Genomic DNA, 24699 nt, shown 5'->3' with positions numbered 1-24699 from the left:
CTGGCTCGCTTCAGGGCGTGGTGCACACGGCGCCGTGGAGGAAGCTCGTCTCGATCAGGTCGGCCAGGCTCGCCCGCGCAACGCGGCCCCTTCGCACGGCATTCAGGATGCCGATCAGTAGCCGGCTCCACAGCTCCGTCAGTACGGGGGCAGGTACGTCGATTCGGAACACCTTTTCACGCTGGCCGCGCAGGAAAAAGGCGTCCAGCTCGGCCTCCCATGCTCCGATTTCCGGTGGTTTCACCGGGGCGCCGTTGCAGTGGTGCATCAGGAAGGTCGCCAGTTCCGAATGCCCGAGGCTGCCGTGGATCATCCGCCTGAGGGCCTCCTGCGGTGGGGCATTCGCGAGATCGGCTTCTCGCAGAATCGCGCCACAGGTTGCCACGGCGCGGGCGACCAGGCGCTCGATCAGTTCCTCGCGAGTCCCGTAGAGCCGATGGAGGGTCGGCTTGCTGATGCCAATGGCTTTCGCTAGCGCCTGCAGGGAGATGCGTGGGTGGTCCGCCAGCGCACTGGCCAGGGGGGCGAAAAGATCGGGATGCCGGGACGAAAGCATGGTCATGCCTGGGCGGGCCGCTGTTTGCTGATGGAGGGCAGGGCGAGGAGCATCAGCGCGCCGCAGGTCAGCAGCGCCGGGGTGTAGGAGTGGGTAAGGTCGACCAGGTAGCCGACGGCTTCGGGGCCGAAGGCGGCCACCAGGCCGGAGATCAGGTTGCCGATGCCCAGCAGGCTGCCGAAATTGCGTTGGCCCATGATGTCCACCAGCAGCAGCGGCGCGAGCTGGTTGACGAGGTTGAAGGTGCCGCCCCAGAGCAGGGCGAACAGGACGATGGCGCCGCTGCCCAGGTTCGGGACCGCGGCGCCCAGCAGGCAGAGCAGCCCCACGGCGCCGATGAGCGTGCCCAGTAGCAGGATTTTGCGGGCGCAGTAGCGGGCGCTGACCAGGCCGAAGATGAAATTTCCGAGCATGGCGGCGCCGCTGGTGCCGGCGAGGAAAGCCGCTGCCGTCGGCGCGGCGAAGCCGGCGGACACCAGGTAGGGCACCAGGTTGATGAAGATGCCGATGCTGCTCAGGATCAGCAGGGTCTGCATGGCGATCCACCACCAGTAGGCTGGCGTGCGCAGGGCATCGCCGATGCCCGGTCCCGCGCCCTGGCCTTCGGCCGGCTGCGTCTCGTCCACCGCCTGCGCGGGCGGCACCCGCGCCAGCAGCAGCGGCAGCGGGACGCAGACCAGCAGCAGGAGGAGGGCGATGAGCTGCAGGGTGTCGCGCCAACCCAGGCTGGCGATGGCTTCGGTGAGCAGCATGGGGAACAGCATCGCGCCCACCGAGGCGCCCGCCAGCAGCACGCCGAAGGCCAGGCCCTGGCGCCGGGGGACGACCCAGCGCGCCGCCAGGATGATCGCCGGCACGTAGGTCGAGGCGCCGATGCCGGCGCCGCTCAGGGCCATGGCCAGCGTCAGCTGGCCGATGTCCGAACTCTGTGCGCCCAGGAAGTTGGCCAGCGCGGCGAGCGCCGCGCCGCTGACCATCACGGCGCGCGGCGCGACCCTGTCGAGCAGCCAGCCGACCACGGGTGTCGCCAGGGTCATGCTGAAGATGAATGCGGTGGCGAGGAAGCCGGTCTGGGCATTGCTGCTGCCGAAGGTTGCGGAGATCGGCAGCATGAACACGCCCAGCGAATTGAGCGTGGTGCCGAAGCCGACGCAGAGCACCAGGGTGAGGCCGAGCACCAGCCGCCAGGCCTGCCGCTGGTCGGGGACGTTGGCCGGGCTTGCGAGGACCTCGGGTGCGGAAGGCTGGGGCCATTCCACGTCCAGCTCCGCGCTGGGGTTCTGCGTGCGCCGCATGGCGGTAACCTCTTCGTTCGTGGGTGGTGGCGGCGCGGACGGCCGCAGGGGTGCCGGGACGTCCGGTTGGCGTCGCCGGGTGATGGATTCAGTGCGTCGATTTCCCTCGCAGGGGCGGAGGGCAGGCAGGCGGCCGGGATGAGGCATGGGACCGGACAGCGCGATAGCTCGCCCGAGGCCGGGCGGGCGCGTCCGCAGGCGGTTCGCAGCGTGGCCGGACGGGGCGCCGGTTCACGGTACTTGCCGCAGGCAACTGCCCAGGCTGCACGGGGCGGCCGGGGATTGACGGGCCTCCTCGCTGGCCTGTTTCGCCGAGGCTTCGTACCTGTCCAGCATGTAGCGGGCGGCCAGCAGGCAACCGCAGATGACGATGGTGATCAGCAGCGGAATGAACCTGGACATGGCATCGGCCTCGTCGACTAACCCCGGGTTTCGCACGGTAGTCTCGGAGGCCGACGGCCAAATCGTCCGCTAGGACTAGCCCAGGGAGGCGACGCTGCGCAGGATCAGGCGTACCAGCATGGTCTGCCGGGTCACCCCGGTCTTGGAGAAGGTCGAGCGCAGGTGGGCGCGCGCGGTATTGCGGCTGATGCCCAGCTCATCGGAGGCTTCGTCCAGGGTCAGACCGTTGGCCAGCAGCATCGCCAGCTGGGACTCGGACGGGGTCAGGTCGAACAGCGCCTTGACGATCTCCTGGGGCGCGCGGGCCTCCTGTTCCGGGTCGCTGACGAAGATCACCACCGAGGGACAGTGCCTGCCTTCGTTCCACTCGCTCAGTGGCACCGAGCGCACGACGATGCCCAGGTCCGCGCGGCCGGAGGGACGCTGCACGCGCATGGCCTCGACCACCGACGGATGCGAACTTTTCTGCGACAGCAGGGCCTGCTTCACCAGGCGGCGGAATTCCTGGCTGTCGCGTGCGGTGCCGACCTGCAGGTTGTCGCCGCTGATCTTCAGGCCATCCTTTTCGCGCAGCAGGTTCTCGGCCACCTGGTTGGTCTGCAGGATCTTGCCGTTCTCATCGAGGATGATGGTGCCGACGGCGAACTGGTCTACCGCGCCGGCGTAGAGGTTGCGCTCGGTCTCGATGCGGTTGATCTGCGTGTGCAGCACCACCGAGCGCTCCAGGTGCGGCACGAAATAGGCCAGCCGCGCCTTGTCGTCCTCGGTGAACGCGGGTGACTCGATGCCGCGGCAGACGCGGATGCGGCACAGGGCGCCGTCACTGGTGCGGATGTCGGCGCCGAGGATATGGAACACCCCCGCCGGCGCGGCGAAGTTGCGGTAGAACTCCGACGCCAGCCAGGCTTCCTGGGAGATGAACTCATCGATGGTCACGACCTGGCCGCTGGGCAGGTCGACGAAGGGATCGAGGTTGAAATAGTACTGGTTGTAGGAGGCCACGATTTCGGCCGAACTGCCGTTGGCGTTGACCATCAGGCCTTCGTTCTCGTCGCTGGGCGGACGCAGGATGAAGGTGACGTACTTGGCGTCGAGGAACTGGTTGAGCTGGTTGAGAAAGGACTGCCACGGCGTGGGCTCCAAAGGGCCCTGGTAGAGATTGCCGAGCATTCCGCTGAACTGGTCGAGCGAAAGCGTGTGTGCCATTGGTGAACCATTTCTTATTTTTGTAGTAGGAAAACGCTGACGAGATTAGTCAGCGTTTTCCGCAAAAGGCAATCCGTCCCGCCAGACAGGGGATAAGTGGCATCGGCCGCTCTACTAGGCGCGTCAGCGCAGCAAGCGGCCCGGGAGCGCACAGTCAGCGCGCGGCGCTGGGTTCTCGGTGGGCTAGTTCAATCGGACGAGGGCCACCGTTCCCGCTGTCGATATGGTTGGCGCGTCCCTGCCGGTCGCAGCGGTGTGGCGCCGGCCTTGCGCCGGCCGCTGATTTTCGCTCGATTCCCGCTGCTTCTGTTCGATCACGGCCCGCAGGCCCATGTGCCAGAACAACAACAAAAAGGAGCATCTGCATGTCATCCCCGTTCTCCGTGAACCGTCCGTGCCGTCTGCAGGAAGTCCCCGCGTGGGACCAGGAAGCCGAGGTGCTGGTGGTCGGTTTCGGCGCCGCCGGCGCCTCCGCCGCCATCGAGGCCGCCACTGCAGGGGCGCGCGTCGTGTTGCTGGAGGCCACCTCCGGCAACGGTGGCACCAGCGCGCTCTCGGGCGGCGAGATCTACCTCGGCGGCAGTGGCGGTACCCCGGCCCAGCGCAACGCCGGGTTCAGCGACGATACCGAAGACCTGTACCGGTACCTGATGCTGGCTGGCGGGCCGGACGCCGACGAAGCCAAGGTGCGCCTCTACGCGGACAACAGCCTCGCCCACTACCACTGGCTGGTGGAGCAGGGCGTGCCGTACAAGAACACCTTCCTGCCGCAGAAGATGGTGGAGCCGGCCACCGACGACTGCCTGATCTGGTCCGGCAGCGAGGAGGCCTGGCCCTTCGCCGAGGCGGCCAAACCCTGCCCGCGGGGCCATACGCCGCAGTGGGAGGGATGGGGCGGCGGCCGCCTGCTGATGGACATCCTGGCCGCCCGCGTGGTCGAACTCGGCGTCGAGGTGCACTATGACAGCCGCGTGCTGGCCCTGGTGGCCGATGACCAGGGCAGGGTTCACGGCGTGGTGGCGCGTTGCGACGGCCAGCCGCGCTTCATCCGCGCGAGCAAGGGCGTGATCCTCTGCGCCGGCGGCTTCGTGATGAACCGCGAGATGGTGCGCTGCCATGCCCCGCAGTTGATGCACAACGACAACCCGATCGGCACGCCGGGGGACGACGGCAGCGGCATCCAGCTGGGCATCAGCGTCGGCGGCGCGGCGATCCACATGGACGAGGCTTTCGTCAGCCTGCCGTTCTACGCGCCGGAATCGCTGGTCAAGGGCATCTTCGTCAACGAGCGCGGCCAGCGCTTCATCAACGAGGACTGCTACCACGGCCGAATCGGCTATCACATCCTGCGCCAGGGCGGGAACCGGGTATTCCTGCTGGCCGACAACGCCTGCTTCGAGCGCCCGGCCGAGTTCACCCGCATCGACATCGCCGCTGTCGGCGAGACCTGGGAGGAGGTGGAGCAGGAGCTGGGACTGCCGTCGGGCACCCTGGCCGAGAGCGTCGCCTTCTTCAACCGGCATGCCGCCGAGGGCCGCGACCCGCTGTTCAACAAGGCGGCGAAATGGCTCAAGGCACTGGACGAGCCGCCCTTCGTCGCCCTGGACTGCCGCATCGATTACGCCTTCTACCCGCACTTCACCCTCGGCGGACTCGACACGCTGCCCACGGGTCAGGTGCTGACCCAGCAGCGCGATCCCATCGCCGGCCTCTACGCCGCCGGCCGCACCAGCTGCGGCCTGCCGCGCTGGGGTGGCGGCTACAGCTCGGGGCTGTCGCTGGCGGATGCCAGCTTCTTCGGCCGCCAGGCCGGTCTTCACGCCGCTACGCAGGGCTGACCTGCACGGGACGCCCCGGTGATCATCACCGGGGCGTCTTTCCATCGGCGCTCCCGAAGGGCGCTCGCGCCCCTGCCGCCGGGGCGGCACCTCCTTGTCCATTCGGACGATTCCCGCCCTTGGCGCTGCCCACAGACTGAGCCCATCCGACTCAACGGAGGTCGCCTGCCATGAAGTACGCCTTCACCGACGAGCAGGGAACACCACTCGCCGTCGCTCCCGACGCTGAACCCTGCGTGGCCGAAGGCCAGCCCGAGCGGGCGCGGCCTGGGCGGCAAGCCCATGGGCGCTGAGCATTCGGCGGTCAGGGCGCCGGGCCGCGCCGACGAAGGGCCCGGCCTGCTGCTGCGCAGCCTTCAGGTCGCCAGGGCGCCGGCCTGGGACCCCACCCAGGCGCTTTCCGAACTGATCGGCCTGGCTTACGAAGGGCTCAGCGAGGCCCGCCCCTGGTTCACCCTGGCCGAGCGCCTGCGGCAGTTGCTCGGCGCCTTCAACGTGACGATCACCCTGTATCACCATGAGGACCAGCCCAGGGACATCCAGGTGACGGCCCTGGATGCCTATGACCGAACCGACTGGGACTGCGTCGAACGGGAGTCCCGCGAGCGCTTCGGCCACATCGAGCTACTGCGCCCGGAAACCGTGGCGCCGGGCACGCTGATCGAGTTCGGCCCGGAGGACGTGGAGCCGGACTGCGCGGCCTACATGGCTGCGCTGGGCATCGGGCGCTGCCTGCGCAGTTGCTTCGCCGAGCCGGTCGGTATGCGCTGCTGGGTGGATGTGGTGCGCGGCCAGCGTGTGTCCGGACAGGCATTCGTCGAGGCGGAGCGGTGGCTGCTGCTGGAGCTGATGCCTCACCTGGCGCGGGCTCTGGGGCTGTACGCCCGGCTCAAGCGCGAGGAGGCCGAGAGGGCGGTGTACGAGGATAGCCTTGACCACATGGCGCTCGGCTGCCTGCTGCTGGACGGCAACGCCCGGGTGCTCTGCGTCAACCGCACGGCGCAGGCGATCATCGCCCGGCAGGTCGGCCTGGAGTTGCGCCAGGGGCGCCTGCTGGCCGAGGATCGCAGCGTGCAGCTGGCGCTGGAGGGGGCGTTTACCAAGGTCATGCGTGCGCGCGCAGGTCGCGGTACCGCCTGCCCTGGCGAACTGGTTCGCCTGCGGACGCGCGACGGCATGCTGCTGGGGATCCTGGTCGAGCCGGTTCCGCCGACGCCGTACTACCAGGGTGAGCAGGTGCCCAGCCTGATCCTCCACCTCTGCGAACTCTCCCAGTGCGAGGCCGTCGTGCAGGCACCGCGCGACCACTCGCCCGAGCTGATCGCCCAGCTCTTCGGCCTGACCCGCCAGGAGGCTCGCCTGGCGGCCTGGCTGGGCGCCGGACAGACCATCAGCGAGGCGGCCGTGCAGATGAATATCGCGGTGGCCGCCGCGCGCAATTACTCGAAGAACATCTACGCCAAGCTCGGCATCAAGGGGCAGACCGACCTGGTTCGCCTCATGTGCCGCAGCGTCGCCTTGCTGCGCTGACGAAGGAATCCACGCTCTCAGTACCAGTTGGTACTGGAGCGGCCTTTCCCGCTCTCTCTAGGATCGATCCCACTGGAGCCGCCCCGGCCATATCGGCCGGCGGCGCATACCTGGGAGTCGTCAGTGAGCGCAGTGATCGATCGGCAGGCCGTATGCGGACCGGTTCCGCAATATCCCATCGCCCAGGCCTACGAGGCCGGCGTGGTACCGATCCGCTTCAGTGGCTGGCCGGCGGCGCAACCGGCGCCGGTCTACGCGGCGCTCGAAGGTGAGCGTGACACCGATGTAGTCGTCGTCGGCGCCGGCCTTGCGGGAACCTCCCTGACCCTGCACCTGGCCGAACGCGGCGTACGCACCGTGCTGCTGGAGGCCGACCAGCCGGCCAGCGGCGCCTCCGGGCGCAACGCCGGGCACGTGCAGCCCTACCTGAGTTCCTTCGAGCCGTTGCGCGCCCACCGCGACGAAGGGCGGCGCTTCATCGAAACCTTCACCGAGCAGCGCAATATCGTCTTCGAACTCAGTCGCAAGCATGGCCTGGCGGCGGATGTGGAAGCCTGCGGCCTGCTCGAAGTGGCCCGCCGGCCGCAGGCGGCGCTGGAGCGCCAGGCCCGGCTGTGGAAGGGGATGGGCTACGACGTGGAGCTGGTCGGTGGAGCGCGCGTGCAGGAAATGCTCGGCACCACGCTCTACATCCAGGGGCTGCACTGGCGTGAAGGCGGGCGTGTCAATCCCTACCTCTTCACCCAGGGCATGGCGGCCAGCGCGGTGCGCGCTGGGGCCTCGGTGTACGGCAACTCCTGCGTGCTGGCCTGCGAGCGTGACGGCAGCCGCTGGCGTGTGCGCACCGCCACTGGCAGCGTGCGTGCGGCACGCGTAGTGCTGTGCACCAGCGGTCATGCCGGCAACGGCTTCTTCCCGGAACTGGCGCGGACACAATTCCCCCTGGTCGCCTGCGGCATGGCCACGCGGCCGCTGCCTGCGGCCGTGCTCGATGCGATCAACCCGGCCCGGGTCACGCTCATGCAGTACCCCGCCGGCCTCTATCCGCTGGTCATCGACGGTCGCGGCCGGCTGATCACCGCGACCATTCCGCGGCACCGCCAGGCGCAGTGCGCCGAGGTCCATTTCGCCGATTTCGTGCGCTACCTGCGCCGCACCTATCCGGGCGTGGGCGATGCGCCCATCGAGCTGGAGTCGTACTGGACCGGGATGACCGCCAACTCTTCGTCCGCCTACGACGCTGCCTATCCGAAGCTGTACCAGGTGGAGCAGGGCGTGCTGGCGCTGATGAACCTGGGCTCCTGGGGCAACCTCATGGGGCCGCTGCTGGGCATGGACCTGGCCCGCGCATTGGTTGCCGACCGTCCGGACGATGCCATTTTGCCCCTGGAGCAGCCTCAGTCGGTGCGCCTGCCGGGGCGCTTCGAAACCAAGATCCGCCGCGTGCTGATCCCCGCGGCCAGGCTGGCGGACCGCCTCGACCTGGTTTGAACGGAGCGGTCCGCGAGGGCCGCATCCGGGGTGATTACCGCTTTACACAAAAACAAGAAGCACAATGAGAGGTAAGCATGAAGATCTTGCTGTTGGGATGTGGGAATGTCGGGGCCAACGTCGCGCGCCAGCTGGTGCCGCGCCACCCGTCGGTGGACTACGTGGTGGCCGACCTGAACCTTGAAGTCGCCCAGAAGCTCGCCGCCGACCTGGGGCCGAAAGTCAGCGCCGCACGGGCGGACGTTCTCGATCCGGCGTGCCTGGACGCGCTGCTCGATGGCGTCGACCTGGTATTCAACGCGGTCGGTCCGTTCTACCGCAGCGCCGTGCCGGTGATCGAGGCGGCCCTGCGAGCCCGCGTCGACTACATCGACATCAACGACGACCACGATGTCGCCGAAGCCCTCTACCTCGACCCGGCCTACCACCAGCGCGCGCTGGAGGCGGGAATCCGGCTGGTGGTTGGTTGCGGCTCGACGCCCGGCCTGAGCAACGTGATCGCGCGCATGCTGGTCGACCGCCTGGACAGCACCCAGGAAATCCACCTGGCCACCGCCGTGCCCTTCGTGCCGGACCTGCTGTCGCCGGCGGTGATCGATCACATGATGCACATCACCTGCGGCGAGGTGCTGCAGTTCGTCGATGGCGAATACCGCAAGATGCCCGGCTGGGGCGGCCGCCTGGAGGTGCCTTACGCGGCGCCGTTCAAGCACTACCCGGCGTTCTTCATCGGCCACGGCGAGACCGTCACCCTGCCGCACTGCATCCCGGGGTTGCAGCAGGTCACCAACCGCATTGGCTTCTTCCCCGAGGCCGGTTCGAAGATCTGGCAGTCGATGATCGACCTTGGCCTGGGCAGCCCGGACAAGATCGAGGCGCTGGGCATCTCGCCGCTCAAGTTCCTCACCCAGCACCTGTCCAGCGAGGCCGCTCGCAAGAGCCTGAGCGTGGACCTGTCCGACGAGCCCTGGGCCGTGGCCATGCGCGTGGAAGTCCGTGGCCTGCGCGACGGCGCCGAGGTCTGCTGCGTTGTCGAGCAGCACCTGGAGCTGCCGGTGGAGGAGACCGACGACACCACCGCCGACCCGACCCCGACCTGCGCGCGCCTGTTCATCGAGGCCTACCTGGATGGACGGATTCTCGGCCAGGGCCTGCTGGCCCCGGAAAGCTGCGTGGACGCCGAAGCCTACGTGCGCACCTTCGCCGAGGAAACCGGTGCCACCTTCATCGCCAGCGAAACCCGGGTACGGCGCGATCTCCACGTCTGATCCCGTGCCGCGTGCCACGGCGGCACGCGGCCGCCACCCGAGGATGACGACAAGGCCGGTCCGCCCCGCGCGGCCGGACCTTCGCAGAGGAAGAGAAGACCATGAAGCACCGAATTCTTGGCGCGCTGCCGCTGGCGGCGGCGCTGATGCTGGGCAGTGAGATCGCCTTCGCCGCGGCCAGTCCCGCGGAAGTGGAAAAGCTTGGCCGTGAGCTCACCTGCATTGGCGCGGAGAAGGCCGGCAATGCCGACGGCAGCATCCCGCCGTTCGCCGGCAAATGGCTGGGCACTCCACCGGGCGTGAAGTTCGAGGGCCTGGGCAGCCGCCACCCCGACCCTTACGCCGGGGAAAAGCCGCTGTACACCATCACCGCGCAGAACATGGCTCAGTACGAGGCGCGCCTGTCCGACGGGCAGAAGGCCCTGCTGCGCAAGTACCCGCAGACCTTCGCCATTCCGGTCTACCCCAGCCACCGCGACTTCCGCTATGAAGACCAGCGTTGCGAGATGACCCGCAAGAACGCCGCCACGGCGGAGCTGGAAGACGGCAACATGGGCGAGCGCGCGGTGCGCAACGGCACGCCGTTCCCGATTCCCAGAAGCGGCGACGAGCTGATGCGCAACATCCTGCTGCCGGCCTACCCGAGCCAGGAAGACGGAATCTACGACCAGGCCGTGGTCTATCCCGATGGCAAGGTGGCCTGGGGTCGCCTGCACTTCGAGATCCTCGACCAGACCAGCGGCCCGGAGTTCGCCGGCCAGCCCACCGAAGGCATCTTCGCCTACTCGCGGGTGACCACGCTCAAGCCGGACCGGCAGAAGGGCGAGGTGTCGCTGACCTATACCTACTTCAACGAAGCGCGCAATGCCCAGACCAGCTGGCAGTACAACCCAGGCACGCGGCGCGTGCGCCAGGCGCCGGGCTACGGTTTCGACATCCCGCTGGGGGTCGGCGGCTTCCGTACCATCGACGACGACCGTCTCTTCAACGGCTCGCCCGAGCGCTACAACTGGAAGCTGGTGGGCAAGCGCGAGCTGTACGTCCCGTACAACGGCTATCGCCTGGAACAGGCGGACATCAAGTACGCCGACCTGCTCAAGAACGGCAGCATCGACCCGAAGTACATGCGCTATGAACTGCACCGGGTCTGGGTGCTGGAAGCGACGCTCAAGGAAGGTTATCGCCACCAGTACGCCAAGCGCGTGCTGTACATCGACGAGGACACCTGGAACGCCATCATGGCCGACAACTACGACGCCCATGGCGAGCTGTGGCGGACCAATTTCCTGAACACCTTCTACGCCTACGGCGCGCGGGTGTTCCATGCCGGCGTCACGGTCTACCACGACCTGGTTTCCGGTGCCTACCTGGCCGATCGCCTGACCAACGAAGGCAACCCCGCGCAGATCGGCGGGGACCGCCTGAAACCCTTCATGTTCACCACCGACATGTTGCGCCAGGCCGGCCACTGAGGCCCCGCGGCCGCGTCGCGCCGACGCGGCCGTCTTCACACCCAATTCATTGCTGCCGCTCGCGCACCCGGCCAGGCCGGTGCGCGCGGGTCGCCGCTGCGCGCCCGACAGACAGCGGCGCGTCGACGAACAGGAGATTCCCCATGCCGTATCTCGCGAACAAGGCGCCGCGCGGCGCCGTCGTCCACCCGTGGCTGCTCGGCCTGTGCCTGCTGCCGCCGATGCTCCCGGCCCACGCCGGCAGCTTCGACCTCGGCTCCGAGGTCGCCGTCGATTACACCCTGACCCTCAACTACGGCCTTGCCTACCGGATGCGCGATCCTTCGCAGGCCCTGGTCAATGGCCCGGTCGATCCCCAGAGCGGCCTGTCCAGCACGGTCAACTCCGACGACGGCGATCGCAACTTCAAGAAGGGCAGCCTGATCAACAACCGCTTCTCGATGCTCGGCGAGATGGACATCAAGTACCGCAACTACGGTGCCTTCGTCCGTGCCAGCAGCTTCTACGACGATGTCTACAACCGCTCCAACGACAACGACTCGCCGGACACGGTGAACAAGAGCGGCGCCTACGATCACTTCACCTCCCAGGCGCGCAACCTGTCGGGCAGCCGCAGCCGTTTTCTCGATTCCTACGTCTACGGCAGCTTCCAGACCAGCGAGGAGTCGATGCTCAACCTGCGCCTCGGGCGTCAGGTCGTGCAGTGGGGCGAGAGCCTGTTCTTCCCCAACATCGCCGCGGCGCAGTCGCCGGTGGACGCGACCAAGGCCAACGTGCCCGGCGTCGAGGTCAAGGACATCCTCCTGCCGGTCGGCCAGGCCTCTGCACAGTGGCAGCTGACGCCCAGCTTCGGCGTGGCGGCCTACTACCAGTACGAGTACAAGGCCAACGAACTCGACCCGGTCGGCACCTACTTCTCCTACACCGACGTGGTCGGCCCCGGCGCCCAGTTCATTCGCGCAGCGCCCGGCTTCGACATCCACCGCGGGCCCGACCACAAGCCGCGCGACAGCGGCCAGTGGGGCCTGAGCACGCGCTTCGGCCTGGGCGGCGAGAGCGAGCTGAGCCTGTACTACCTGCGCTACCACGACAAGAACCCCAACGTGGCGGTGAACTACGAGGACGGCTTCCCGCTCGACTACAACATCATCTACTTCGACGACATCAACCTCTACGGGGCGAGCTTCTCCACGCGCCTGGGCGACCTCAATCTGGCCGGCGAGGTCAGCTACAAGGACGGCGTGCCGGTGCTGGTCGACTCCGACCTTGGCCCGGTCGCCACCCGTGCCGATGCCACCCAGGCGCAGCTGTCGGGGATCTACCTGCTCGGTCCGCGCTGGTTCTCCGACCAGACCACCTTCATCGCCGAGGTGGGCTACCTGTACGTGAACGACGTCGATTCCTATCGCTCCAACGGCCAGAGCTTCGACGAGCTGAGTCTGGACCGCAGCGCCTGGGCCTACCAGCTCTCGGTGACGCCGTCCTGGAACAACGTGATCGACGGTTGGGACATGACCCTGCCGCTGACCTTCGCCCAGCAGGTGCAGGGCACCGCCGCCGTGGGTGGGGCCTTCGGCAGCCTGGTGGGCGAGGGCGACATGCGCATGAGTGTCGGCGTCGTCGGCAAGTACCTGAACAACCTGGAGCTCGGCGTGACCTACAACGGCTTCCTCGGCTCGGCCGACCTGGAAAAGCGGCCGCTGGCGGATCGCGACTACCTGGCGATCAACGCCAAGTACAGCTTCTGAGTGGGGGCCGTCATGAGGATGATTCTCGGACTGGCGGCCTGCGTGGTGGTGGCGTTGGCCGGTGCGCTGGCCTTCTCCCCGCGCAGCGCGCCCTCGCTGCGGCCAACGGATGTGCCGGTGGATCGCTTGCGGATCGACGGCATCAAGTCCACGGCCGCCGGGCTGGTGCTGGCCGGCGAGCTCGGCCAGATACGTTACTCCACCGACCAGGGAGCCAGCTGGCACGCCGCCAGCGTGACGCCGCAACGGCAGGCGCTGATCACGCGCCTGGTGTTCGCCGACTCCCATCATGGCCTGGCCCTCGGTCACGAGGGCTGGATCCTGCGCAGCACCGACGGCGGGCGTAACTGGCGCGAGGCGGCCTTCACCGACAGCGATGGCCAACCGCTGATGGACGCCGCGCGACTGCCCACGGGGGACTGGCTGGCGGTCGGTGCCTTCGGCCGCGTACTGCGCTCCGGCGATGGCGGGAAGACCTGGGCCAGCCAGTCCATCGGCGCGCCCGGCGACTGGCACCTCAATGCCATCGCCGCGTCGCCCGACCGGCGCCAGTGGCTGATCGTCGGCGAGGCGGGCAGCCTGCTGCGCTCCACGGACGCCGGTACCCATTGGCAGGTCATCGAGCCGTTCTACAGCGGCTCGCTGTACGGCGCGGTCGGCCTGGGCGGCGACATCTGGGTGGCCTATGGGATGCGCGGCCAGGTGTTCCGCAGCAGCGACGGCGGCCAGCACTGGAGCCCGGTGCGGCTGCCGCTGTCCGAGTCCCTGTACGCCGGCGCGCTCGCCCCGGACGGCACGCTGCTGCTCGCGGGGCAGGGCGGCGTGGTGCTGGGCAGCCGCGATGGGGGCCTGTCGTTCCAGGTGCTGCGCGACGGTGGCCAGGAAAACCTCACCGACCTGCTGGTCGATTCCACCGGCGCGCTGCTCCTGGCCAGCGACGCCGGCCTGCGTCGCCTGCCCTTGCCGTCGCGCGCGCAAGCCGCCAGCGGCGAGACCGCGCCCATGTCGTCACAGGAGATTCGCTGATGTCCGCTGTTCCCACCCGTACCGAGCGCCTGGTCGCCGCACTGGCCCGTGGGCTGATTGCCCGGCGCAAGGTCCTGGGCCTGCTGTTCGTGCTGGTCACCCTGGGCCTGGGCGCCTCGTCGCTGCACACGCGCCTGGACCCCGGCTTCAACAAGCTGATTCCGCTCAGCCATCCGTTCATGGCGGCCTTCCGCGAGCACGGCACCACCTTCTCCGGCGCCAACCGCATCCTCGTCGATGTGCATTGGAAGGGCCCGGGCGACATCTATAACCGGGAGTTCCTCGAGGTACTGCGCAAGGTCACCGATGAGGTGTTCTTCACCCCTGGGGTGAACCGCAGCCGCGTGCGTTCGCTGTTCACCCCCAACGTGCGCTACATCGAGGTCACCGAGGCCGGCTTCACCGGCGACGTGGTCGTGCCCTCGCGCTTCGTCGCCGACGCCACGGGGCTTGCGCAGATCCGCACCAATGTCGCCAAGTCCGGCGAGATCGGCCAGCTGGTGGCCAACGACCTGCGTTCGGCCATGGTCCAGGCGGACCTGCTGGAGTTCGACCCGCAGACCGGGCAGAAGCTCGACTACGCGGCGGTGGCCAAGCGCCTGGAAAGCATCCGCGCGCGCTACGGCAGCGGGCAGATCGACATCCGCATCGTCGGCTTCGCCAAGATCATGGGCGAGGTGATGGACGGCCTCAACGGCGTGCTGGCGTTCTTCGCCATCGCCTTCGCGATCACCACGCTGCTGCTGTGGCTCTACTGCCGTTCGCTGAAGCTGACCCTGCTGGCCATCTGCGTGGCGCTGCTGCCGGTGATCTGGCTGCTCGGCCTGCTGCCGTTGCTGGGTTATGGCATCGACCCGATGTCGGTGCTGGTGCCGTTCCTGATCTTCTCCATCGGCGTGTCCCATGCCGTGCAGATGACCAACGCCTGGAAGCAGGACGTGCTGGTCGGCGCCACCTCGCGCGAGGCCGCCGAGGCTGCCTTCCGCAAGCTGGCGATTCCGGGGACGGTGGCGCTGCTGGCCAACGCCCTGGGCTTCATGGTGATCATGCTGATCGACATTCCCATCGTCCGCGAGCTGGGCCTCACCGCGTGCCTGGGCGTCGGCCTGATGGTGGTCACCAACAAGATGTTCCTGCCGATCATCCTCTCCCACCTGCAACTGGAGCGCGCCGCGCGCCGGGCGCAGTCGGGGCAGCGGCAGCGCGTCTGGTGGGCATTGTCGGCGCTGGCCGAACCGAAGCCGGCGCTGCTGTGCCTGGCCGGGATGCTCGTGCTGCTCGCCGCTGGCACCTACGAGTCGCGCTTCCTGCGTATCGGCGACATCGGCACCGGTGCCCCGGAGCTGCGCGCCGAGTCGCGCTACAACCAGGACAATGCGGCCATCGTCGGCAGCTACTCGATCAGCATGGACGTGCTGTCCGTCTATGCCGAAACCACGGGCCTGGAGGAAGCCTGCCTGAACTGGGAGGTGATGAACGCGGTCGAGCGCCTGGACCTGTTCCTGCGCGGCGTCGCTGGCGTGCAATCGGTGCGCAGCGTGGCTGGCGGGGCGAAGCTCTACGTCGCCGGCAACAACGAGGCGAACCCGCGCTGGGCGGCGCTGCAGCGTTCGGAGGCGGCCCTGCGGATCGGCGGCGGCGCGGCCAACCCGGAGCTGGGGCTGAACAGCGAGGGTTGCCGGACCATCAACGTGCAGGTCTACCTCGACGACCACCAGGGTTCGACCTTGAAGCACGTCACCGAAGAGGTGCAGCGCTTCATCGCCGCCGAGCACAGCCCGCTGATCCGCTTCCGCCTGGCGGGGGGCAACGCCGGGGTGGCGGCCGCCACCAACGAGGCGGTGGAGCAGGCCGAGGTGCAGATGCTGGCGTCGATCTTCGTCGCCATCACGCTGCTCTGCTGGGTGACCTTCCGCTCCTGGCGCGGGGTGCTCTGCGTGATCGTGCCGCTGATGCTGGTGACCATTCTGTGCAACGCGCTCATGGCCTTGCTCGGCATCGGCCTGAAGGTCGCCACGCTGCCGGTGATCGCCCTGGGCGTCGGGGTGGGCGTGGACTACGGCGTGTACCTGTTCGAGCGGGTGCAGCATGAGCTGCACGACGGCAGGAGCCTGCGCGAAGCCTTCTACGAGGCGCTGCGCCAGCGGGGCACCGCCGCGGCGTTCACCGCCGTGACCATGTCGATCGGCGTCGGCACCTGGGCCTTCTCGGCCCTCAAGTTCCAGGCCGACATGGGCGTGCTGCTGGCCTTCATGTTCCTGGTCAACGTGCTGGGGGCGATCTTCCTCCTGCCGGCCCTTGCGGTCTGGCTTGGCGTGGGGCAGCGCGAGGCGCCGGCGTTGCCGGTCGGGGGCGAGCTGCTCGACGGCTGACCGAGTTTCCCGGGGCGCGCGCAATGAGGGCACGCAGGATGTCGGGCTTGGGAGTGTGGCAGCCGACAGCGCGCATCCTGCGGGGTGGGCGCGTCCCCGGGGTTTTATTCAGGTGCGGGCCAGCCTTGCGTTGGTTCAGTCGATACGCACCGATCGACGTTGGCCCGGCATCCATCGCCGGGCCAACGCCGTTCTGAGGTATTGAAAGGGAAGGGGGTGCAGCTGTGCGTCGCCCGGCGTCGCTGGATGAGTATTTGCGGCGGGCCTCAGCTGGCCGGCTGGTTGCCGCAGAGGAAGGCGACGCTGCCATGCAGCGTGCAGGCCAGTTCACTCTGCCGGTTGACCCCGGCCTTGCCGAAGATCGCCCTCAGGTGCGATTTGGCCGTGTTGCGGCTGATGCTCATGCGCACGCAGGCATCCTCCAGCGACAACCCGTTGGCCAGTTGCGCCGCCAGCTCCGCCTCGGTCGGGGTGAAGCCGAACAGCTGGCGCAGCGGCTGCTGCGGCACGCTGGCGGTCTGTTCGGGGTCGCGCAGGAATACCGCCACCCGCGCTTCGCCGCCCTCGGTCTGCTCGCGGCCCGGCAGGCTCTGCACGACCACGCCCAGCGCCGGACGGCCGGACGGGCGCGTCAGCATGATTGCCTCGGCCACCTGCGGGCCGTTGGGCTCGCGCTGCTGCCGGGCCTGGCTGATCAGCCGCTGCAGGGCCTGGTTGTCGCGGCCGACGCTGGCTTGCAGGCAGCCCTCGAGCACCTGCAGGCCATCGCCGGCCGCCAGCAGTTCCTGGGCGGCCTGGTTGCATTCGAGCACCTGTTGGCGGCTGTCGAGGATCAGGGTGCCAATGCGCATCCGCTCCACGGCCGTGGCATACAGGCGCCGCTCCACCTCGCTGCGCTCCAGTCGTCCGTAGAGACTCAGGGCCCGTTGCAGGTGCGAAAGCAGGCGCGCGCAGAACGCCTTGTCGGCGGCATCGAAGGCCGGGGCACCGTGTGACCGGCTGATGCGCAGGCGGCATTGGCCGCCGTCGGGGCCGGGGATGTCCGCGCCGAGAATATGGAAGATGTCCAGCGGCGCGTTGAACTGCTGGTAGAAGGCCGACTCGCGCCAGCCGTCCTCACCGAGGATTTCGGTCACCGTATGGACTTCGCCCTGGGGCAGGTCGACGAAGGGGTCGAGGGCGTAGAAGGTGCCTTCGTAGGCGTCAACGGCCCAGGTCGAGACCGCGCCGGCATTGACCATGAAGCCCGGCGCGCCGGGTTTGGTCGGGCGCAGGATCAGGGTTGCGTAGCTGGCGCCGAGGGTTTCGCGCAGGTGTTCCAGGCTCTGTTGCCAGGGCAGGGCTTCGCTGGCGCCTTCGTAGATCAGGTCGATCAGGGCGCTCAGGTCGTCCAGCGAAATCTCGGTGCCGTGCATGTTCTTCCCTCCACCGGGTGAGCCTTCTGATGGGCTCTGCAAGGCTGGTCCGCCCGGGGATCACGGGCATCGTCCGTATGGGGGATGCGAGGGGGCGCGAGGAGCCGCGCTATCTCACCCATGTGGGCTAGTCCCCGGCGGGGATGTTGATGAGCGGGGCCTGCTCGATAGTTCGGCTCGACATCCATCACCCTGGAGAACCGTATGCAATCGCCGACCAACGCGCCCGCCATCTACCCGCAACGCTTCGCCCGTGGCTGGCACTGCCTGGGCCTGGCCGCGGACTACGCCGACGGCAAACCGCACCGCCTGGATATCTTCGGCACCCGCCTGGTCGCCTATCGCGGTGAGGACGGCGCCATTCGCATCCTCGACGGCTACTGCCCGCACATGGGCGCCGACCTCAGCGGCGGCGAGGTGCGCGGCAACGACGTGGTGTGCCCGTTCCACCATTGGCAATGGGGCGCCGACGGCAAGTGCACTTCCATCCCGTACTGCCAGCGCATTCCGCCGCGCGCGCGGGTCAAGGCCTGGCCGACCCTGGAGGAAAACCGCCTGCTGTTCGTCTGGCACGACGCCGAGGGCGGCGCGCCCGATCCCGCCGTGCGCATTCCGCGCATCGACGCCTGCTTCTCGCCGGAGTGGACCGACTGGCGCATGCGCAAGATGGTGATCCAGACCAACTGCCGCGAGCTGGTGGACAACCTCGCCGACTTCGCCCACTTCGGCCCGGTGCACGGCTCGCCGGCCAGCTACTTCTGCAACACCTTCGACGGCCACATCGGCTACCAGATGTTCCAGGGCGAGGAGAGCGAGCTGCTCGGTAATGGCCTGCGCGCCGACAGCGCCTACTTCGGCCCGGCCTACCACGTCACCCGGATGAGCGCGCAGACCGGCGGCCAGACCATCGACACGCTGCTGCTCAACTGCCATGTGCCCATCGACCAGAACAGCTTCGAGCTGCGCTACGCGGTCAAGGTACGCAAGCAGCCGGGGCTTTCCGAGGAGCAGAACCTGGCCATCGCCGAGGCCTACGCCGAGCAGGCCCACAAGTCGTTCTTCCAGGACGTGGAGATCTGGCACGGCAAGCGCCGCATCGACAAGCCGCTGCTGTGCGATGGCGACGGCCCGGTCTACCAGCTGCGCGAATGGTACGAGCAGTTCTACACCGACGTCGCCGCACTGCCGGCGCCGACCCTCAAGGTCTTCGAGCGGCACGCCACTGGCTGGCGCCAGCTCGATGAAGTGCCCGAACAGGCGCGCAGCCAGCTGCACCTGATCTGAGCGGAGAACCCCGGATGAAACTCAAGGACAAGGTCGCGCTGGTCACCGGCGCGGGCTCGGGCATGGGGCGCGCCACCGCGGTCCTGTTCGCCGAGCAGGGCGCCAGCGTGGTGCTGGCGGATATCGACGGCGCAGCGGCGGAAAGTGTCCGCCAGGCGCTGACCGGCAGCGAGCGCTGCATGGCGGCGGCCTGCGACATCGCCGACGGCGCGGCCGTGGAGCGGCTCTTCGCCGCAGTGCGCGAGCGCTACGGCCGGCTCGACGTGCTGGTCAACAACGCCGGTCTCGGCCAGGTGCCGGGCGATGGTTTCGAGCACTACCAGCGGCGCCTGGGGGAGCGCAATGCGCAGCTTGCGGCAGGCCGGAAGCCGGATGTGTTCACCGACATGATCGTCGACCTCACCGACGACGGCTGGCAGCGCATCCAGAAGATCAATCTCGACGGCGCCTTCTACTGCAGCCGCGCGGCGGTGCGCCTGATGATCGCCTGCGGCAGCCGTGGCTCGATCATCAACATCGCCAGCCTGTCGGCGCTGACCGGCGAGGGGCCGCTGGCCTACTGCGCGTCCAAGGCCGCGCTGCTGGGCTTCTCCAAGTGCCTGGCGCGGGACCTCGGGCCGCGCGGCATCCGCGTCAACACGGTGTGCCCGGGGCCGACCCGCACACCGATGATGCAATCGATCTCCCGCGAATGGGCAGAGGCCCTGGAGCGCGCGATCCCCCTGGGACGGATGCTGGAGCCGGAGGAGATCGCGCATACCTGCCTGTTCCTCGCCAGCGACGACTCCAGCGCTTTCACCGGACAAACCCTCGCCGCCAGCGGCGGCATGTTGATGCTTTGAAGAGGCCTAGGCAGATGACTGGACGACTGCAAGACAAAGTGGCGCTGATCAGCGGCGCCGGTACTGGCATTGGCGCCGCGGCGGCGCAGCTGTTCGCCGCCCAGGGCGCGCGGGTGATGGTCTGCGGCCGGCGCCGCGAGCCCCTGGAGGCGGTGGTGGCGCAGATTCGCGCGCAGGGCGGCGAGGCCGACTGGGTGCAGGCCGATGTCACCGACGAGGCCTCGGTGGACAACGCCGTGGCGGCGACCGTGGCGCGCTTCGGGCAGCTCGACGTGATGATCAACAACGCCGTGAACTACACCTGGGGCATGCTCTCCGGCCTTGAGACCTCCGAATGGCACAAGTGCTTGCGCGGCAGCCTCGACGTGGCCTTCTTCGGCACCCGTGCGGCGTTCCGTGCCATGCAGGGGCGCGGCGGCTCCATCGTCAACCTCGGTTCGGTGGCCGGCCTGCTCGGCAGCCCGGGCCTGAGTGCCTACGGTGCGGCCAAGGCCGGGGTACTCAACTTTAGCCGCGCGGTGGCCCTGGAAGGTGCGGCGCAGAAGATCCGCGTCAACGTGGTGATCCCCGGCATCGTCTGGAGCGAGGGCACCCGCGAGGCGATGAGCAGCCCGCAGATCGCCGAGGGCACCGCGCGCTCCGTGCCGCTGGGACGCATCGGCGAGCCGGAGGAAGTGGCCAACGCCATCCTCTTCCTGGCGTCCGACGAGGCCTCCTACATCACCGGCCAGAGCCTGGTGGTGGACGGCGGCAAGACCTGTGAACTGAACGTGGGCGCCACCGACTACACCTCGGCGACCTCGACCGAAGTCCGTGCAGCCGCCCAGGAGGCTTGATCCGATGAACATTCAACTGAACTCCCCCGCAAGCCCGGTCGTGGTCACCGGCGGCGCATCCGGCATCGGCCTGGCCTGCGCCGAGGCGCTCGCCGCCGTCGGCCGTCCGGTGGCCATCTGGGATCTGCAGGCTGGCAAGGCCGAGGAAGTCGCCGCCAGCCTGGGCGAGACCTTTGGCGTGGCCTGCGTGGGTATTGGCATCGACCTGTGCGATGCCTCGGCGATCGCGCCGGCCCTGGTGGCGACCCGTGAGGCACTGGGTGCGCCGGGTGGACTGGTGCATGCCGCCGGCATGGTCGACCAGAGCGGCATCGAGCAGCTCACCGTGGAGCGCTGGAACCGCGTGCTCGACGTGAACCTGCGCGCCATGGCCCTGCTGGTCCAGGAGATGCTACCGGACCTGCGCGCCAACCCCGGTTCCTCCGTGATCGGCATCGCCTCGATCAACGCCACGCTGGGCAACGGCCTGATCCCGTCCTACAGCGCCTCCAAGGGCGGCCTGCTGTCGCTGGTGCGTTCCCTGGCCGACGCCCTCGGCGCCGACGGCATCCGCGTCAACTCGGTGTCGCCGGGGCAGATTCTCACGCCCATGGTGGCGCCCATCGTGGCGGCCCACCCTGGCGCCTTCGAACGTCGCATCCTGCTCGGCCGCCTTGGCCGCCCCGATGAAGTCGCACGCGTGGTGCGCTTCCTGCTGTCCGACGAGGCCAGCTACATCAACGCCGCGGAAATCGTCGTCGACGGCGGCAACATTTCCTCGCAGCGCTGAGCCCCGTCCATGGAGAAACCGATGAATGAAATGAGCCTGGAGCAGCGCCTGGATCGCCTGGAATCGATGGAGCAGATCCGCATGTTGCCGGCCAAGTACGCCCTGGCCCTGGACATGCGCGACCTCGATGCCTGGGTCGGGCTGTTCCCGGAGGATGTGCGGGTCGGCAAGGACCAGATCGGCCGCGCCCACCTGAAGGCCTGGATGGACGACACCCTGCGCCTGCAGTTCAGCACCACCTCGCACCATATCGGCGGGCACATCATCGAGTTCCGCGATGCCGACAACGCCAGCGGCGTGGTCTATTCGAAGAACGAGCACGAAGCCGGCCCGGAGTGGGTGATCATGCAGATGCTCTACTGGGACGACTACCAGCGCATCGACGGGCGCTGGTACTTCCGCCGCCGCCTGCCGTGCTACCTCTACGCCACCGACCTGAACCGCCCGCCGATCGGCGAGAAGAAGATGCGCTGGCCGGGCCGCGAGCCCTATGACGGCTCCTGGCACGACCTCTGGCCGACCTGGAAGACCTTCTGGAGCAACAAGCCCGACGATGCCCTGCCGCAGGTGGCCGAGCCAGCGCCGCTGGAGCAGTTCCTCGACACCATGCGCCGGGGTTCCAGCGCGCCGCGGATCAAGGTGCGCTGATGGCCGGCTCTTCCTCGCGCGCCCTGGACGCGCTCTTCGAACCGCTGCAGCTGGGCGAGCTGCGACTGGCCAATCGCATCGTCATGGCGCCGATGACGCGCAGCCGCGCCGATGCCGATGACGCCCCCGACGCGCTGCATGCGCGCTATTACAGCCAGCGCGCCGACGCCGGATTGATCATCGCCGAAGGCACCTACCCGAGCATTCATGGCAAGGGTTACTGCCGCACGCCGGGTATCGCCACGCCCACGCAGATCGCCGCCTGGGGCCGGGTCAACGCCGCCATCGGCGAGCAGGGCGGCGCCAGCCGCGTGCTGCAACTGATGCACGTCGGCCGTGCGGCCAGCCGCCACAACAAGCCCGAAGGTGCCGAGACGCTGGCACCCTCGGCCATCGCCGCACACGGCAGCCTGTACAGTGACAGCCATGGCATGGTGCCGATGGAGGTGCCGCGAGCGCTGGAAACGCATGAAGTCGCCGGGGTGATCGATGAATACCGGCAGGCCGCACTGAATGCCCGCGCGGCCGGCTTCGATGGCGTGGAGCTGCACTGCAGCAGCGGCTACCTGCCGATGCAGTTCCTCCTGGCCAGCAGCAACCAGCGCAGCGACGGCTACGGCGGCTCGCTGACACGGCGCATCCGCTTCGTGGTGGAGACCCTGGAAGCCATGGCCGAGGCGATAGGGGCAGGGCGCGTCGGCTTGCGCATCTGCCCGGGCAATCCGTACAACGACATGCAGGACGACGATCCGGCCGCCACCTACGGGGCATTGCTGGATGCCGTCGATCCGCTGGGGCTGGCCTACCTGCAGGTCAGCCGCTCGCCACAGCCGGAGCTGGATGCCTTCGAACTGGCGCGCCGGCACTTCAGCGGCGCGCTGATTCTCAACGACGGCTTCGATGGCGCGAGTGCTGCGCAAGCCATTGCAGCGGGGCAGGGCGAGGCGGTGTCGTTCGCCCGTCATTTCATCGCCAACCCCGACCTGGTGGCGCGCCTGCGCGAAGGCCTGCCCCTGGCCGGCTTCGATCGCGCCACCCTGTACACGCCGGGTGCGCGCGGCTTCACCGACTACCCGGTCTACGCCGACGCTACGGAGGTGCAGCCATGATGCCGGCGCGGAGCATTCCTGCGGCGCTGGCGCGCAGCGCGCGTCGCGCTCCTGGGCACATCGCCGTCGACGAGGGCGACCTGCGTCTGACCTATGCCGAGCTGGAAAGCCGCTCCCGGCAGCTTGGCAGGGCCTTGCTCGCCCAGGGCCTGGCGCCAGGGGATCGGGTCGCCGTCTGGGCGCCGAACGGCCACCGCTGGCTGCTGGCGGCCCTGGGCGGGCTGATGGCCGGCGCGGTGCTGGTGCCGCTGAGCACACGACTGAAGGCCGCCGAGGCGGCGGACATCCTGCGTCGCAGCGGGGCGCGGGTGCTGTTCAGCGTCGGCGAGTTCCTCGGCAGCTACTACCCGGAACTGCTGGCCTGCCAGGTGCTGGTCGACCTGGAGCGGACCGTGGTCATCGAACAGGCCCGCGTCGGCGACACCAGCTGGGACGACTTTCTCACCGGCGCCGAAGCGATTCCCGAGACCGCGCTCGACGTGCGCATCGAGGCGCTGGACGAGAACAGCCTGAGCGACCTGATGTTCACCTCCGGCACCACCGGCTATCCGAAGGGCGTGCTCTGCGCCCACGGGCAGAACCTACGGCTTTTCGACAACTGGGGTGAGACCGTAGGCCTGGGCGCCGAGGACCGCTACCTGATCGTCAATCCGTTCTTCCACGCCTTCGGCTTCAAGGCCGGTTGGCTGGCGGCGCTGATCCGCGGCGCGACCATCCTGCCGCAGCGAACCTTCGACGCCGAAGATGTGTTACGGCGCGTCGAACATGACCGGGTGACCTTCCTGCCGGGGCCGCCGGCGCTGTACTCGGCCATGCTGGAACACGCGCGGCGCGGCGACTTCGACCTGTCTTCGCTGCGCGTGGCGGTGACCGGCGCAGCCTCGGTGCCGCCGGTGCTGGTGCAGCGGATGGGCAGCGAGCTGGGCTTCGACAGCGTGCTCACCGCCTACGGTCTCACTGAGAGCTGCGGGCTGGCGACCCTGTGCCGGCCCGGCGACGACGTGCAGACCGTGGCCAGTACCTGCGGACGGCCGCTGGAGGGCATCGAGATTCGTTGCGTGGACGGCGAAGGGCGGGCGCTGCCCAGCGGCCAGGTTGGGGAAGTGCTGATCCGCGGCTTCAACCTGATGCGCGGCTACTTCAACGATGCGCAGGCCACCGCCGAAGCCATCGATGCCGAAGGCTGGCTGCACACCGGCGACGTTGGCGTCATCGACGAGCGGGGTTACCTGAAGATCACCGATCGCCTCAAGGACATGTTCATCGTCGGCGGCTTCAACTGCTACCCGGCCGAGGTGGAGCGCTTGATGATGGAACATCCGGCGGTGGCGCAGGTGGCGGTGGTCGGGGTGCCCGATGCACGCCAGGGCGAGGTGGGCAAGGCGTTCGTGATGCTGCGTCCCGACCTCGATCTGGACGCGGAAGCGCTGATCGCCTGGTGCCGGCAGCACATGGCCAACTACAAGGTTCCGCGCTATGTCGAGTTCGTCCAGAGCCTGCCGCTGAACGCCTCGGGCAAGCTGCTCAAGCGCGACCTGCGCACGGACTGACAAGGCGCTTGCCGGGATGGCACCCGGGCAGGTTGTGCTGCT

At 68.5% G+C, this 24699-nt stretch carries 20 protein-coding genes; 15 read left to right on the top strand and 5 right to left on the bottom strand.

What is annotated here, in order from left to right:
- Positions 1-10: 10 nt before the first annotated feature.
- The 4 genes from ACNFBT_RS24350 to ACNFBT_RS24335 form a co-directional block, all read right to left on the bottom strand.
- A complete protein-coding gene (locus ACNFBT_RS24350; protein ID WP_416753273.1) occupies positions 11-562 on the bottom strand; it encodes a TetR/AcrR family transcriptional regulator in 552 nt (183 codons plus the stop codon).
- The gene (locus ACNFBT_RS24345) at positions 559-1851 is read right to left on the bottom strand and encodes an MFS transporter (protein WP_416753272.1); all 1293 of its coding nucleotides are present in this window, start codon (positions 1849-1851) and stop codon (positions 559-561) included. Before ACNFBT_RS24345 ends, ACNFBT_RS24350 begins: the two co-directional genes overlap by 4 nt.
- A gap of 231 nt (positions 1852-2082) precedes the next feature.
- A complete protein-coding gene (locus ACNFBT_RS24340) occupies positions 2083-2253 on the bottom strand; it encodes a hypothetical protein (protein ID WP_416753271.1) in 171 nt (56 codons plus the stop codon).
- 75 nt (positions 2254-2328) lie between these two features.
- Positions 2329-3459: a helix-turn-helix transcriptional regulator gene (locus tag ACNFBT_RS24335; RefSeq protein WP_416753270.1), complete on the bottom strand. Its 1131-nt coding sequence runs from the start codon at positions 3457-3459 to the stop codon at positions 2329-2331.
- Between the two features lie 365 nt (positions 3460-3824).
- Between ACNFBT_RS24335 and ACNFBT_RS24330 the strand changes: the two genes are divergently transcribed.
- From ACNFBT_RS24330 to ACNFBT_RS24295, 8 genes are all read left to right on the top strand, one after another.
- A complete protein-coding gene (locus ACNFBT_RS24330; RefSeq protein ID WP_416753269.1) occupies positions 3825-5297 on the top strand; it encodes an FAD-dependent oxidoreductase in 1473 nt (490 codons plus the stop codon).
- A gap of 282 nt (positions 5298-5579) precedes the next feature.
- Positions 5580-6827, top strand: a complete 1248-nt coding sequence (locus ACNFBT_RS24325; RefSeq protein ID WP_416753268.1) for a helix-turn-helix transcriptional regulator — start codon at positions 5580-5582, stop codon at positions 6825-6827.
- Positions 6828-6950: 123 nt separating this feature from the next.
- Positions 6951-8318 carry an NAD(P)/FAD-dependent oxidoreductase gene (locus ACNFBT_RS24320; RefSeq protein ID WP_416753267.1) on the top strand — a complete coding sequence of 456 codons (1368 nt, stop codon included), beginning with the start codon at positions 6951-6953 and terminating at the stop codon, positions 8316-8318.
- Positions 8319-8395: 77 nt separating this feature from the next.
- Positions 8396-9586 carry a saccharopine dehydrogenase family protein gene (locus ACNFBT_RS24315; RefSeq protein ID WP_416753266.1) on the top strand — a complete coding sequence of 397 codons (1191 nt, stop codon included), beginning with the start codon at positions 8396-8398 and terminating at the stop codon, positions 9584-9586.
- A gap of 101 nt (positions 9587-9687) precedes the next feature.
- Positions 9688-11058 (top strand): DUF1329 domain-containing protein, encoded by a 1371-nt coding sequence (locus ACNFBT_RS24310; RefSeq protein ID WP_416753265.1) that lies wholly within the window; start codon positions 9688-9690, stop codon positions 11056-11058.
- A 143-nt stretch (positions 11059-11201) separates the two neighbouring features.
- Complete coding sequence (locus tag ACNFBT_RS24305) at positions 11202-12806, top strand: DUF1302 domain-containing protein (protein ID WP_416753264.1); 1605 nt, start codon at positions 11202-11204, stop codon at positions 12804-12806.
- Positions 12807-12818: 12 nt separating this feature from the next.
- Entirely contained in the window at positions 12819-13832 is a 1014-nt protein-coding gene (locus tag ACNFBT_RS24300) for a YCF48-related protein (protein WP_416753263.1), read from the top strand.
- Positions 13832-16204, top strand: coding sequence for an efflux RND transporter permease subunit (locus ACNFBT_RS24295; RefSeq protein WP_416753262.1), 2373 nt, complete (start codon positions 13832-13834; stop codon positions 16202-16204). The genes ACNFBT_RS24300 and ACNFBT_RS24295 overlap by 1 nt, the downstream gene beginning before the upstream one ends.
- A gap of 266 nt (positions 16205-16470) precedes the next feature.
- Here the strand turns inward: ACNFBT_RS24295 and ACNFBT_RS24290 are convergent, their stop codons facing one another.
- On the bottom strand, positions 16471-17619 hold the full coding sequence (locus ACNFBT_RS24290; RefSeq protein ID WP_416753261.1) for a helix-turn-helix transcriptional regulator: 1149 nt from the start codon (positions 17617-17619) through the stop codon (positions 16471-16473).
- Between the two features lie 204 nt (positions 17620-17823).
- On the opposite strand from ACNFBT_RS24290, the gene ACNFBT_RS24285 reads away from it, so the two are divergent.
- From ACNFBT_RS24285 to ACNFBT_RS24255, 7 genes are read left to right on the top strand one after another with little or no spacing between them, the layout of a single operon-like run.
- Complete coding sequence (locus ACNFBT_RS24285) at positions 17824-18903, top strand: Rieske 2Fe-2S domain-containing protein (RefSeq protein WP_416753260.1); 1080 nt, start codon at positions 17824-17826, stop codon at positions 18901-18903.
- Between the two features lie 14 nt (positions 18904-18917).
- Positions 18918-19745: an SDR family NAD(P)-dependent oxidoreductase gene (locus ACNFBT_RS24280; RefSeq protein WP_416753259.1), complete on the top strand. Its 828-nt coding sequence runs from the start codon at positions 18918-18920 to the stop codon at positions 19743-19745.
- Between the two features lie 14 nt (positions 19746-19759).
- The gene (locus ACNFBT_RS24275) at positions 19760-20581 is read left to right on the top strand and encodes an SDR family NAD(P)-dependent oxidoreductase (RefSeq protein WP_416753258.1); all 822 of its coding nucleotides are present in this window, start codon (positions 19760-19762) and stop codon (positions 20579-20581) included.
- A gap of 4 nt (positions 20582-20585) precedes the next feature.
- Positions 20586-21350, top strand: coding sequence for an SDR family NAD(P)-dependent oxidoreductase (locus tag ACNFBT_RS24270; protein WP_416753257.1), 765 nt, complete (start codon positions 20586-20588; stop codon positions 21348-21350).
- Between the two features lie 21 nt (positions 21351-21371).
- A complete protein-coding gene (locus ACNFBT_RS24265; RefSeq protein ID WP_416753256.1) occupies positions 21372-21998 on the top strand; it encodes a nuclear transport factor 2 family protein in 627 nt (208 codons plus the stop codon).
- A 23-nt stretch (positions 21999-22021) separates the two neighbouring features.
- Positions 22022-23107, top strand: a complete 1086-nt coding sequence (locus ACNFBT_RS24260; protein ID WP_416753360.1) for an alkene reductase — start codon at positions 22022-22024, stop codon at positions 23105-23107.
- Positions 23104-24657 (top strand): FadD3 family acyl-CoA ligase, encoded by a 1554-nt coding sequence (locus ACNFBT_RS24255; RefSeq protein WP_416753255.1) that lies wholly within the window; start codon positions 23104-23106, stop codon positions 24655-24657. The genes ACNFBT_RS24260 and ACNFBT_RS24255 overlap by 4 nt, the downstream gene beginning before the upstream one ends.
- Positions 24658-24699: the final 42 nt, after the last annotated feature.

The organism is Pseudomonas sp. NY15181 (genome assembly GCF_048068055.1).
Taxonomy (GTDB): Bacteria; Pseudomonadota; Gammaproteobacteria; order Pseudomonadales; family Pseudomonadaceae; genus Pseudomonas.
The sequence above is the reverse complement of the archived record's forward strand: the minus strand, read 5'-3'. Positions and strand labels throughout refer to the sequence as shown.

What these genes read in the sequence shown, in the direction of transcription:
- ACNFBT_RS24350 (WP_416753273.1), bottom strand. Translation starts at nt 562, where the DNA reads ATGACCATGCTTTCGTCCCGGCATCCCGATCTTTTCGCCCCCCTGGCC.
- ACNFBT_RS24345 (WP_416753272.1), bottom strand. Translation starts at nt 1,851, where the DNA reads ATGCGGCGCACGCAGAACCCCAGCGCGGAGCTGGACGTGGAATGGCCC.
- ACNFBT_RS24340 (WP_416753271.1), bottom strand. Translation starts at nt 2,253, where the DNA reads ATGTCCAGGTTCATTCCGCTGCTGATCACCATCGTCATCTGCGGTTGC.
- ACNFBT_RS24335 (WP_416753270.1), bottom strand. Translation starts at nt 3,459, where the DNA reads ATGGCACACACGCTTTCGCTCGACCAGTTCAGCGGAATGCTCGGCAAT.
- ACNFBT_RS24330 (WP_416753269.1), top strand. Translation starts at nt 3,825, where the DNA reads ATGTCATCCCCGTTCTCCGTGAACCGTCCGTGCCGTCTGCAGGAAGTC.
- ACNFBT_RS24325 (WP_416753268.1), top strand. Translation starts at nt 5,580, where the DNA reads ATGGGCGCTGAGCATTCGGCGGTCAGGGCGCCGGGCCGCGCCGACGAA.
- ACNFBT_RS24315 (WP_416753266.1), top strand. Translation starts at nt 8,396, where the DNA reads ATGAAGATCTTGCTGTTGGGATGTGGGAATGTCGGGGCCAACGTCGCG.
- ACNFBT_RS24310 (WP_416753265.1), top strand. Translation starts at nt 9,688, where the DNA reads ATGAAGCACCGAATTCTTGGCGCGCTGCCGCTGGCGGCGGCGCTGATG.
- ACNFBT_RS24305 (WP_416753264.1), top strand. Translation starts at nt 11,202, where the DNA reads ATGCCGTATCTCGCGAACAAGGCGCCGCGCGGCGCCGTCGTCCACCCG.
- ACNFBT_RS24300 (WP_416753263.1), top strand. Translation starts at nt 12,819, where the DNA reads ATGAGGATGATTCTCGGACTGGCGGCCTGCGTGGTGGTGGCGTTGGCC.
- ACNFBT_RS24295 (WP_416753262.1), top strand. Translation starts at nt 13,832, where the DNA reads ATGTCCGCTGTTCCCACCCGTACCGAGCGCCTGGTCGCCGCACTGGCC.
- ACNFBT_RS24290 (WP_416753261.1), bottom strand. Translation starts at nt 17,619, where the DNA reads ATGCACGGCACCGAGATTTCGCTGGACGACCTGAGCGCCCTGATCGAC.
- ACNFBT_RS24285 (WP_416753260.1), top strand. Translation starts at nt 17,824, where the DNA reads ATGCAATCGCCGACCAACGCGCCCGCCATCTACCCGCAACGCTTCGCC.
- ACNFBT_RS24280 (WP_416753259.1), top strand. Translation starts at nt 18,918, where the DNA reads ATGAAACTCAAGGACAAGGTCGCGCTGGTCACCGGCGCGGGCTCGGGC.
- ACNFBT_RS24275 (WP_416753258.1), top strand. Translation starts at nt 19,760, where the DNA reads ATGACTGGACGACTGCAAGACAAAGTGGCGCTGATCAGCGGCGCCGGT.
- ACNFBT_RS24270 (WP_416753257.1), top strand. Translation starts at nt 20,586, where the DNA reads ATGAACATTCAACTGAACTCCCCCGCAAGCCCGGTCGTGGTCACCGGC.
- ACNFBT_RS24265 (WP_416753256.1), top strand. Translation starts at nt 21,372, where the DNA reads ATGAATGAAATGAGCCTGGAGCAGCGCCTGGATCGCCTGGAATCGATG.
- ACNFBT_RS24255 (WP_416753255.1), top strand. Translation starts at nt 23,104, where the DNA reads ATGATGCCGGCGCGGAGCATTCCTGCGGCGCTGGCGCGCAGCGCGCGT.